Below are 10,728 nucleotides of genomic sequence, written 5' to 3'. Positions count from 1 at the left end.
GGCGGATCTCGAACCTTCCGGGCGCGATCGAGCGACCGGTGCCCGTCACGAGAGACACCGGGGAACACAGGACGAAGACCTGGTGCGTCAGGGTTTTCGGCGGCCGGCGACACGACCACCGCTCTGGATCCCGCTCACCTGTCCCGCCGGCGAATCCCCCAGGAAGCGGCCGCCGAGGATCCGGCGGCCGGAGACCGGCTCCCGTACCGAGAAGAGCCAGTCCTCGTGCAGCATCAACTCCTGGTACTTCTCTCCGTTGACCACGAGGGTGGCCGCGGCACCATCCAGCCCGCCGACCACATATTCCATGTCACCGTTCGCGTAACTGCCGAACAGGTTGCGGGGAAACGGGATCTGCTCGCGCAGCTCGGGCACGGTGTAGTCGCCCACCGGAATGTCCATGGCCCGCAACTGATCGACCAGCTCGTCCCACAACGCCGAGCCGGTGTTCGCATTCGTCGTCAGCGCGACCACTCGGTCGTGCGCCGGATCGATTCGAAGACGGCATGACGTGCCGTCGGAGTTGCCGTCGTGACCGGCCCAGTCGCCATCAGCGTCGTGGTAGACCGCCAAGCCCAGCCCCCAGCCGTCGGCGAGCCCGAACGGTTCGGATCCGGGGACAGGACGCCGCATGTCCTGAACCGTGCGCGAGGCCAGCGGCGCGGAGCCGGTGCGGCCGGCCAGATGCACGCGCCCGAACGTCACCAGGTCCTTGGCGCTCAACGCGAGCGCGCCGCAAGGTGCTTCGACCACTCGCATCGTCTGGGCGACCGCCATGGCTCTGCCGGTCACCTCGTTCACCGCGTGCCCGGAAACGAAGGAGTAGGGCGGACTGCGCGGATCCGGCCGCACGAGGAACGACGGCACTATGCCGAGCGGCTTGAGCAGGAGTGCCTCGACCGCATCCCACCAGCTCATCCCGGTGATCTCTTCGACGATGCGGCCGATGAACACATATGCCACATTGGAATAGCTGAACCCCGAGCCAGGGGGTTGGACGAGCGTGAGCTCACGGCAGTCGCGCAGATACCTGCGCGGAGAGGAGGCCGCGTCGGACTGCTCACCCAGGCTCGACGGCAACCCACTGGTATGGCTGAGAATCTGCCGCGCAGTCAGCCGATGACCGAGGCTGTCCGGTTCGGTTCCCAGTTCGGGGAGGAACGTACCGATCCGGTCGTCCAGATCGAGGTCACCATCGGCGACCAGGAGCATCGCCAACGATGCCGTGAAGGCCTTGGTGATCGACCCCACCGGGAACTTGGCGTCCGGGTCGACGTCACCAGCGGTGACATCGACCGCCCGGCCGTCCATCAGGACGGCGAGCTGGGCAGCCGGAACACCGTGTCGTCGCGCTAGATCGGCGAGCACTTCCCCGAGCCGCGCGGTTCCGGTGTCAGGCATCGCTGTGAACCCTCCCCGATCCTTCGGCTGGCTTGCCTGGCACGAAATGATCAATGGCACCCGCGCACGATCAGCCGATGCGGACGCGTTTGCTCGTGGAGGGACAACCGGGGATCCACTTGGTGCACAAAGAACCCCGGTGCGCTGTTTGCGCTACCGGGGTCCTGGGCAACACCCTGACTTTACGACTCCGCCACACCGACGAGTACCGCCGGATACCGCAGTCTCCGCCGTCCAATCGCCGACGATCTCTCACGGCGCGAGATCCCGGCCGAACTGTCCACATGAGACTTTCGCGGCCCGGCCGGGCAACTCGGGGCGACGTTCGTCGTCCGGTCTGATGATCCCGCGACGCCGTTGCGGACGGTGCCAGCTGGGCAAGATCAGCCGACTCGCCCACATCGCACGGCCGCTTCCCGAGTGTCAACGGCGACTGGCTCGACGACGTCAACCACGAGATCGGAACACGCGCACGTCCCGCTCCCCCAGCGCGACCGGCCCTGCCACGACGATCTCGGTGCCGTCCAGCAGGTCGGTGGGCGCGACCGGTGCCTCGACCCCGACCAGTGCCTCGTCCGGCTCTTCGAGAAAGGCGGAACAGTGCGCTGGCAGCCTGTCTCGCCGTCGATGATGAAACACCTCCTCGTTGTCGGCGAAGAGCGCGGCGCCGCGGTAACGAGCAACTTCTGCGCTACCGCAACGGCGACCCGATCACCAGGCGCCGATACGACTGTCTCTGGCAACGGCTCGACAAGCATCTGCCGTGGGTCGCAACGCAGCAGGTGAGCACCCACTGGATCCGCTACACCACGCTGACATGGGTCGAGCGGCACTTCGGCTACGCCGTCGCACGTGCTTTCGCCGGACACTTCGGCAAGAGCGACGCCGCCACCACAACCACCTACGTCCGAGCGACCATCGAAGAAGTCGCCACCGCACTCGCCTCGCTCACGAACGAAGAGCATCCCCTGGCAGTCACCAATAGCTCTGTTCAGTAAGAACCACGTCGGAGCACCGTTCGTCACGTGCATGAAGAACGCGCTACCCGCACCTGGGACGCACTGGGAGTTTCACACCCATCACCAGGGCGTGGCACGCACCCGCGCACAGCTTGCCGTGGGCATCACGTCGCCGATTGGCAGGTCACCCGAAACGGATGGCCTGCCAATCGGTGTGGTGCGGTCAGTGGACGTACAGGTCGAACGACTGGCCGTCGATGTCGCAGCGCCAGAACTCCCAGCGGTGCTCGTTTGAGATTTGCCGGCCCGTGTTGTCACACTCCTCCGGGTCGGTGACGCCGTCGCGGTGCAGGTACAGCAGCTCGGTGTCGGAGGTGTTGTAGAGCAGCGAGTGGTCCACCGACCAGTCACCGAGCTCGGTGCCAGGGTTCAGCACGGAGTCGGCGTCGAAGTGCCAGTGCACCCCGAGCCAGAGGCGGCTGTGCGCGTTCTCGTCGGCGGCGTCAGTGAAGCTGTCGAAATGCCGCTCCGTGCTGATCTTGTGCGGGTCCTCGGTGGTGCCGGTGTACGCGATGTCGTCTCGGCCGAACCAGTGCCGCATGACGGCCGCCCAGGTGTATGCGAACGTGGCGTGGCCCGACACGTAGGCGGGGAAGTTCGGCGAGAAGGAAACGCCGTTGCGGTCCTGGGAGAGCGGCTTCCACGCCGGATCCTGCATGGTGTCCGGGTTGCCGTCGTTCTGCGCCTGGATCGCGGTCTCGGGCCGCCACAGGTCGATCGTGCCGAGGTACTTGCGGTCCCAGGCGAGAATCGACGCGTCGGCCATGGCGAGCGCGACCTGGGCGAACAGCTTGACCTTCGACTCGACCGGCACGTGCTGGTCGCGGGCGACGAGCTGGGTGTGTGCGAAGATCTGGCCCGGCGGCTTGTACGTGCCGTCCAGATCGTTGGCCCAGAAGAAGGCGGCGTCCGTCTGGTCCGGCGTCCGGATCGTCGAGGTCCGCTCGCCGAGGCTCTTCACCTCGTTGAACTGCTCGGTGTAGATCGAGCTGGTGAGCAGTTGCTGGTAGGTGGTGGCGCCGCCGGGCAGCGGGGGCCGGAACTGGGATCCGCTGGTCATCGTGAACGGCCGGACGGCACCCCAGTTCGGCGTTGCCGGCTCCTGCCCCTGGACGGTCCGCTGGAATGCGCCCGGCGTGGGCTGGAACGTGTAGGGCGTCTGGTTCGCGGAGCCGTCGTTCGTCCGGTTCTGCACGATGGCCTGGGCAGCCTGCTTGCCGACCGACTGGCCGGCTGCCTGCTGCGGCGACGCCGGGGTACCGCTCTGGGCCTCCGTCAGCTTGGCGCCGAACTTGTCCCCGAAGAGAGCCTTCAGTGTGTCGTGCGCGGCGTAGTCGAGTGCGGTGTCGAAGTCGCCGCCGCCGGCCACCTTGATGACGTACGGCTGGCCGAGGCAGTCGGCCTCCCGCCGCGCGCACAGGATCGAATTTGCCGCGTCGTACATCGCGACGTGCATCATTGCCCCGGCGCGAGCCAACGGGCCGGGCGCCCCGCCAGCGTCCCGGTATGCCTGCAACAGCACGTCATTCCAGAAGACGACGTGATCAGACGGCGCGGCCGCGAGCGCCGCGCCGGGCGGCGCGACAGCCTGTAGCGTCCCCGCTAGCGTGACCGCAGTGGCGGCAAGCACTCCGAACCGGCGTAACGAGCGGCGTTTGATGAAAGACAGCATTGTGGAACCTCCCCGTGTCCCTGTAGTTGTCGCACCGACCATCCCTGTGCGACTACTACCTCGTGGATTATGGACTTGGCCATCTTGTTGGTAGAGCAATGCAGAGAGCCCGAGCCGATCGACAAGAGGTCGACGAACTCGGCGGCGGTCGCTGAAGCCCATTTAGTGCAGTCGGCGCTCAGTGCATTGTCGGGAAACCAACCGTCCATGCATCGACGTGATGAAGGCCGGTTTGTAGTGGGTCAGCCAGTGCCGCAGGTCGATCAGGGACTTGGCCGCGAGATAGGTCGGATCGCCCTTGAAGATCTTGCGCGCGCCGCAGATCTTCAGAGCACTGTTGTACTTGTCCAACGCGGACTCCCGCTGTGGTCTTTCCCCACGCCCGGTCCTGTCCCAATGCTCGCCGAGCTTCGCCGGTGATCTGTGGAGATCTGTCCGAGGTAACTCTCCTAGCCGTCGTAGACGTCGGCCAGGAACTCGTTGATCACCGATTCGAGGAACGCAGCAGACTCCATCACGGCCGAAATTGTGCAAGCGCGGTGGCTGATGGAGCTTCCATGATCGGCCGGACCGAACGGGATGAGTCAGCCGGTCTCGGACAACCGGCAATGGCCGCCAAAACGCCCTGATGACGATTGAGCGACAAAGACGATCGAGACCAACGATCTATGAAGCGGCTCCACAGCACGCAACATCAGTATGACCCCCCAGCCCCGCCGAGCGATCACCCTCCGATGATCGCAGAGTTACCCGGCGTACCCGCTGGAACGCTAGCTAACGCCAACCACACACCATAGAGTCCGAATGGAGTAAATCCCGCCAATTGTCCGTTTAGGACCCAGCGTCACACAGCGAATGCCAAGTGCCGTGGCTCGCATGGGAACGGCAGCCGTACGTGGATATGACACAGGCACAGATCAAGTTGCGTCTCGACCACAGGAGGCGCACACCAGACACATGTCACCACCCCATCCACCGCGGAGATCGACATGGCCTGGACAGAGCAGATCGGCAAGAACTCCTGGCGCGTCCGCTACTACACCGGCGACGGACGCACCGCGTCCATCCCGGCTTCGCTACCAAGCTGGCCGCCGAGAACCACGCCAACGACATCGAGAGCGACCAACGCCGCAACACCTGGCTCGGCCCCGCCCGGGGCAAGACGACCCTCGCCGAATTGGTCACCATCTGGTTCGCCGCGCTCGACCTCGACACACGCACCATCGACAACTACCGCAGCATGCTCCGCCGCCACATCCTGCTCCGGTGGGGTTGTTCTACCGATGTCAGGTGAGGTCGGCCACGCGTTCGACCTCGGAGGTCCGGCCGGCCAGGATCAGCACGTCGCCTCGGTTGATCACGGTGTCTGCGGTGGCGTAGGAGAAGCCTTCGCCCGGTCGCTTCACTCCGACCACTGTCACTCCGTACTTGGACCGCAGACGGCTCTGGTCCAGCGGCATACCGACGGCCTCTGCCGGGGCGCGGGTCTTGACCATCGCGTAGTCGTCCTCGAACTCGATGAAGTCGAGCATTCTGCCGGTTACGAGGTGGGCGACGCGCTCGCCCATCTCGTGCTCGGGCAGCACCACGTGGTGCGCGCCCATGCGTTGCAGGATGCGACCGTGCTGACGGCTGACGGCCTTGGCCCAGATGTGGGGGATGTCGAAGTCCACCAGCAGGGCGGTGGTGAGGATGCTGGCTTCGAGGTCGGTTCCGATGCCGACGACGGCTCGCTGGAACTGGTCGACGCCGAGCTGTCTCATCACCTCCGGGTCGGTGGTGTCGGCGACGACGGCGTGGGTGAGTTCCTGCGCGTGCTGCTGGACGATCTTGGGGTTGGAGTCGATGCCGAGGACCTCGGTTCCGCGGGCGGTGAGTTCGAGCGCCAGTGAGCTGCCGAAGCGGCCCAGGCCCACCACGACCACCCGTGAGGTTTGCTTATCCGACAACAGGTCGCTCCTCGGGGAGTTCGTAGCGCCGAGCGCGGTCGCGCAGGGCGAGCGCGGACGCGAGAGTGATCGGTCCGAGTCTGCCGATGAACATCAACGCGATCAGGACGAGCTGACCGGCGGCGGGCAGCTGGGCGGTGATGCCGGTGGACATGCCGACGGTGCCGAATGCTGACGTCGTCTCGAACAGCAGGTCGTCGAGGGGGAACGGGCTGATCGACAGCAGCGTGATCGTGCCGGCCATCACGGCTCCGACGCCGAGCAGGGCCACGGTCAGCGCTTGGCGCTGCACCTGGTCGGTGAGCCGCCGGTTCATCACGTGCACTGTCGGCTCGCCGCGGATCTCGGCGAGGATGACGAAGCCGAGCAGGGCGAAAGTGGTCACCTTGATACCGCCCGCCGTGCCGGCGCTGCCGCCGCCGATGAACATCAGCACGTCGTTGATGAGCAGTGTGGACGGTTGCATGGCACCGACGTTGAGGCTGTTGAAGCCCGCGGTGCGGGGCATGACGCCGTGGAAGACGCCTGCCAGCAGTTTGTGGTGCACGTCGAGCTTGCCGAGGGTGTTGCCCCACTCGAGCACCAGGACCGCGAGCGTGCCGAGCGCCAGCAATCCGAAGTAGACCGGAACCGTGATCCGCGTGTGCAGAGACCACCTCTTCCGGTTGCGCCTGCGCACGAGCTCGAAGATGACCGGAAAGCCGAGTCCTCCGACGATGACGGCGAACAGGATGGGCAGGCAGATCCACGGATCCGCTGCGAACCCGACCATGCTGTCGGTGTACAGCGCGAACCCGGCGTTGTTGAACGCCGACACCGCGTGGAAGATCCCCAGGTAGGCGGCCCGCGCCGGGGATTCTCCGTACCCGATCAGGAACCGCAGCCCCAGAAAGACCGCCGTCACCGCCTCGACGACCAAGCTCACCACGATCACGCCACCGATCACGGTGCGGACGTCACCGAGCCCGAGGGTCTTGGTCTCCGCCTGGGCCGTGAGCTGCATCCGCAGGCCGAGGCGGCGCGAGACCAGCAAGGTCAGCAGCGAGGCGAGCGTCATGATGCCGAAGCCGCCGACCTGGATCAGGGCGAGCACCACCACCTCGCCGAAGGTCGACCAGTGCGTCGGGGTGTCCACCACGACGAGTCCCGTCACGCAGATCGCCGACACCGCGGTGAACAGCGCCGCGACCGGATCGGTGCCGGCACCGGACTCCGTCGCCATCGGCAGCATCAGCAGCGCCGTACCGATCAGTGTCGCCACGGCGAACGCCAGCACCACGACTCGCGCGGGATGCCGCAGGCTCGGCACCAACCGTCGCCTCAGGAACGCTGGTTTCGACAGCGACGTCACCAAGCTCCACCACGCAGGGGTCCAGGACGCACCCGGCGAGACCGAGCGATGACGCGCGGCTCCTCAGCGCGCCACGTCTCATCAATACCTGGACAGACCCAGCTCCGACGCAATCTTTACGCCGTCTTTGCGCGTCGGTTGCCAGCTCAACCTGAGCATCCACGTCACCTGGGGTTTGCCTCCGACGTGTTTTTACGGCATCTTGATGGGTGGAGCGCCGGGAAGCCTGGTCGGCCCGCTCGTCACAACACGGTGGCGGCGGCTACGCGACTTGAGGTGCCATGCCCCGGCTGCGATCGTCCTTCGCGTTCTCCTCTCCCCGGTCCGGCAAGACGGGACACCCGCCCGAACGCTGATCCGCGCGTTCGTCCTGCCTGGTGGGCACTCGGATACCGAGTTGCTCTTCTTTCTCTTGTCTTGCAAGGCGTTCATGCCGCTGGGTCTCTTGGGGTGAGGTGTGTCGTGGTGTTCGTTCCGCGCATGATTCCGATGATCGACAGTCCGCAGGTGGCCATCGCGCTGGCAGCCCGCTGGCACCGGGCGAGAACGCTCGTCCTGCTCTCGATGGCGGGGTTGCCCGCGTTGATCGGGTTGGTCTGCTTGACCTTCGCGCTGCTCCCCCGCCTTGATGTCTCCGCGATGCCGTGGTGGTCGGCGATTCCGGTTCTCGCGGCCTTCCTGTCCGTCATCGCGCTCGTGGTGTGGTTGCGCCGCGACGGACTGACCGATCCCGCGTCCTGGTTTCCCGCGACGGTGCTGATGACCGGCAGCCAGCTGGTGCTCGGTGTGGTTCCCGGCTTCGGCATCGCGGTGCGGTCCGCGACCGGGACCGCCGTGGTGGTGAAGGCGTTGCTCGCCGTCGGCGTGCTGAGCGCGGGCTCGGCGTGGTCGCTCTCGCGGAGGGCACATCGTGCGCTGCTCGCCTCACCGGTGCCCGAGCTGGGTGCCACCCCGCTGCGGCTCGTGTTCCGCGGTCGTCTGTCCCGCATCGCGATCGGGACCGATCGGGTCGACTGGACGATCCGCGTGTCCGGCAGCTGGCTCGACGCGGGAGTGTCCTTCCGCAACCTTCGTGACGTGTCGGTCACCACGAAGAGCAGCAGCAGCGATGATGCTCTTGCTCTGGTGCTGCACACCTCTTCGGGTCGCTGGACCGTCCCCACGCAGGATGCGGCCGTGTTGTGCGAGTTGCTGCGCCTGCGAAAGACGTCGTGGGAGCAGCGGGTCGAGACCGCGATCGAACGGGAACGCGAGCTCTACCACGAGATGCTGCACCTGCTCGCGACCGCACGCGGCACCGCATCCACCGCCGACGAGTCCGTCTCGGTGACGGTGGACGCGGATGGTGTCGCCACCGGCATCGAGCTGACCGACGGAATCCGCGGTAAGAATCCCCAGCGCATCTCGGCGGAACTCATGGAGTGCTTCAGTCGAGCGCGACGAGTGGCGCGCAACGAAGTCCAAGACCTCATGGTGCAGCGATACGCCGGTTCCGCGTCCGAGAAACTCGCCGCCTGAAATCGAGCCTCCACAAAGGATGGTGGTCACCAGTGCAACGCAGCGGAGGTGGCAAGACCAGGCGCTCGAAGCGACGAGCACAGGCCGCAGTGCCCGCGGATCTGCAGGTGTTCCTCCAGGCACTGAGAGAGATCAGCGTCACGGAGAGAACCCTCGCCACCAATGAACGGCACCAGCTGCGCAACGCGGGTGCCGAGGCAGCCGAGCACGGTGTGCCGCTGAGCCAGCTGATCGAGCAGCATCTGACCCGGACTTGGCGGTCGTGGACGACCTTGCCCGGCGTTGAATCAGCGGACAACGCCGAGGCCGTCAAGAAGGTCGGTGAAGCCGTGTTCCGCGCCGCGGAGGACGCAGTCAGCGAGCTGACCAAGGGGAACGAGGAGACCCAGCGCTGGACGATGCGCACCGAGGAGTCGCTGCGCCGCGAGTTCATCGACGACCTTTTGGCCGGACGCGATGTCGGCCAGCTCGCGGAACGCGCTGAACGGTACGGACTGCGGCTCGCCGGCCAGAACGTGGTCGCGGCGGCCTGGGCGCCCGAGCCGTTCGTGACGTCGGGGACGGCGACGACGAACGTCCAGGCCGCGATGAGTCTGCGGTTCAGCTCCCGCCACGTGCTCGTCGCCGCCCGCGAGGGCCTCCTGGTGTGCGTGGTCCCGCACGATCTCGGTGGTGCACCTGAGGAGTTCGCCCGGCAGGTCGGCGAGGTCGTCGGGCGGAACGCCAGGTGGAGGGTCGGCGTCGGTCAGCCGCAGTCGGGTCCCGGTGGTGCGGCCCGTTCCTTCGAGCAAGCGCGCAACGCTCTGGACCTGGCCGACCGGCTCGATCTGGGCGAACGGTTCGTCAAAGCCGCGGATCTCCTGGTCTATCAAGTGCTTCTGCGGGACAGCGCGGCGCTCGGCGAACTCGTCACCGCGGTTCTCGAGCCGTTGCGCGGGGCCCGTGGAGGAGCTGAACGCCTGGTGGAGACCTTGGGCGTCTACTTCGCTTCCGGGCGCGTCACCACCGCCACCGCCAAGGCCCTCGGTGTCGGCGTTCGCACGGTCACCTACCGCCTCGATCGTGTCCGGGAACTGACCGGCTACCGCGCCGACGATCCCGCCCAGGCGTTCACGCTTCAGGTGGCGGTGCTCGGTGCACGCCTGCTCGCCTGGCCTCAGCGGAAATCAGCGCCGTGATTGCCGGACTCCGGCAGACAACGCCCGCCCAACTGGCCGGGCGGGTGCCTTCCCGCCGGACGAGATCGGATCGACGATGGTGTAGAGACGTCACACGTTGAGGCGTACCTCCACCGGAGGAGGGTCGCACCATGGATCCCTGGCTCATCTGGCTGATCATCGCGCTCGTGCTGGCCATCGCCGAGATCTTCTCGCTGACAGCGGCACTCGGCATGCTCGCGGTCGCGGGGTTCGTCACGGCTGGTGCGGCGGCGGTCGGCCTGCCGGTTCCCGGCCAGCTCGTGGTGTTCAGCGTTGTGTCGGCCGCGGGTGTTCTGCTGGTCAGGCCGTGGGCGCGGCGAATGATGCTGCAGCCGCGGCTCGAACGGTTCGGCGTCGACGCGTTGATCGGCGCGTCCGGCTACGTGCTGCGTGAGGTGAACGGGCACGACGGTCTGGTGCGCATCCGCAGCGAGGACTGGACGGCTCGCCCGTACGACGAGTCCCTCGTCATCCCCGCCGGAAGCACAGTCGACGTACTCCACATCGACGGCAGCATCGCCGTCGTCTACCCACGGGAGTTTCAATGATCGTGTCAAGCGACTTGGGCCGTGAGCTGTGGTGAGCGATGGAACTCCCGGCCATCGCGCAGCAGTGCCCA

The 10,728-nt window shown here is 66.5% G+C and carries 11 protein-coding genes; 5 read left to right on the top strand and 6 right to left on the bottom strand.

The annotated features are described in order from the left end of the window. Positions 1-87: 87 nt before the first annotated feature. Both DI276_RS25560 and DI276_RS52330 read right to left on the bottom strand, forming a co-directional pair. Complete coding sequence (locus tag DI276_RS25560) at positions 88-1,401, bottom strand: serine hydrolase domain-containing protein (RefSeq protein ID WP_112267760.1); 1,314 nt, start codon at positions 1,399-1,401, stop codon at positions 88-90. A gap of 447 nt (positions 1,402-1,848) precedes the next feature. Next, a complete protein-coding gene (locus DI276_RS52330; RefSeq protein ID WP_232836906.1) occupies positions 1,849-2,040 on the bottom strand; it encodes a hypothetical protein in 192 nt (63 codons plus the stop codon). A gap of 143 nt (positions 2,041-2,183) precedes the next feature. Here DI276_RS52330 and DI276_RS52325 point away from each other — a divergent pair, with 143 nt between their 5' ends. Beyond that, positions 2,184-2,399 carry a hypothetical protein gene (locus DI276_RS52325; RefSeq protein WP_232836905.1) on the top strand — a complete coding sequence of 72 codons (216 nt, stop codon included), beginning with the start codon at positions 2,184-2,186 and terminating at the stop codon, positions 2,397-2,399. Between the two features lie 184 nt (positions 2,400-2,583). Here the strand turns inward: DI276_RS52325 and DI276_RS25550 are convergent, their stop codons facing one another. Continuing rightward, the gene (locus tag DI276_RS25550) at positions 2,584-4,092 is read right to left on the bottom strand and encodes a vanadium-dependent haloperoxidase (RefSeq protein ID WP_157984928.1); all 1,509 of its coding nucleotides are present in this window, start codon (positions 4,090-4,092) and stop codon (positions 2,584-2,586) included. A gap of 162 nt (positions 4,093-4,254) precedes the next feature. Then, positions 4,255-4,443 (bottom strand): hypothetical protein, encoded by a 189-nt coding sequence (locus tag DI276_RS25545; RefSeq protein ID WP_112267756.1) that lies wholly within the window; start codon positions 4,441-4,443, stop codon positions 4,255-4,257. Between the two features lie 511 nt (positions 4,444-4,954). Here DI276_RS25545 and DI276_RS25540 point away from each other — a divergent pair. Continuing rightward, entirely contained in the window at positions 4,955-5,386 is a 432-nt protein-coding gene (locus tag DI276_RS25540; RefSeq protein ID WP_157984927.1) for a hypothetical protein, read from the top strand. On the opposite strand, the gene DI276_RS25535 is transcribed toward DI276_RS25540, so the two are convergent. Both DI276_RS25535 and DI276_RS25530 read right to left on the bottom strand, forming a co-directional pair. Beyond that, complete coding sequence (locus DI276_RS25535) at positions 5,379-6,044, bottom strand: potassium channel family protein (RefSeq protein ID WP_232836939.1); 666 nt, start codon at positions 6,042-6,044, stop codon at positions 5,379-5,381. The two genes, DI276_RS25540 and DI276_RS25535, sit on opposite strands and share 8 nt — an antisense overlap. Beyond that, positions 6,031-7,392, bottom strand: coding sequence for a TrkH family potassium uptake protein (locus DI276_RS25530; protein WP_456298522.1), 1,362 nt, complete (start codon positions 7,390-7,392; stop codon positions 6,031-6,033). Before DI276_RS25530 ends, DI276_RS25535 begins: the two co-directional genes overlap by 14 nt. Before the next feature lie 465 nt (positions 7,393-7,857). Here DI276_RS25530 and DI276_RS25520 point away from each other — a divergent pair, with 465 nt between their 5' ends. The 3 genes from DI276_RS25520 (at position 7,858) to DI276_RS25510 (ending at position 10,657) form a co-directional block, all read left to right on the top strand. Next, entirely contained in the window at positions 7,858-8,910 is a 1,053-nt protein-coding gene (locus DI276_RS25520) for a YbaB/EbfC family nucleoid-associated protein (protein WP_157984926.1), read from the top strand. Positions 8,911-8,942: 32 nt separating this feature from the next. Continuing rightward, the gene (locus tag DI276_RS25515; RefSeq protein WP_157984925.1) at positions 8,943-10,088 is read left to right on the top strand and encodes a PucR family transcriptional regulator; all 1,146 of its coding nucleotides are present in this window, start codon (positions 8,943-8,945) and stop codon (positions 10,086-10,088) included. A gap of 131 nt (positions 10,089-10,219) precedes the next feature. Continuing rightward, a complete protein-coding gene (locus DI276_RS25510; RefSeq protein ID WP_112267744.1) occupies positions 10,220-10,657 on the top strand; it encodes an NfeD family protein in 438 nt (145 codons plus the stop codon). Positions 10,658-10,728: the final 71 nt, after the last annotated feature.

The organism is Lentzea terrae, from assembly GCF_003265345.1.
In the GTDB taxonomy this organism is placed as follows: Bacteria; Actinomycetota; Actinomycetes; order Mycobacteriales; family Pseudonocardiaceae; genus Lentzea; species Lentzea terrae.
The sequence above is the reverse complement of the archived record's forward strand: the minus strand, read 5'-3'. Positions and strand labels throughout refer to the sequence as shown.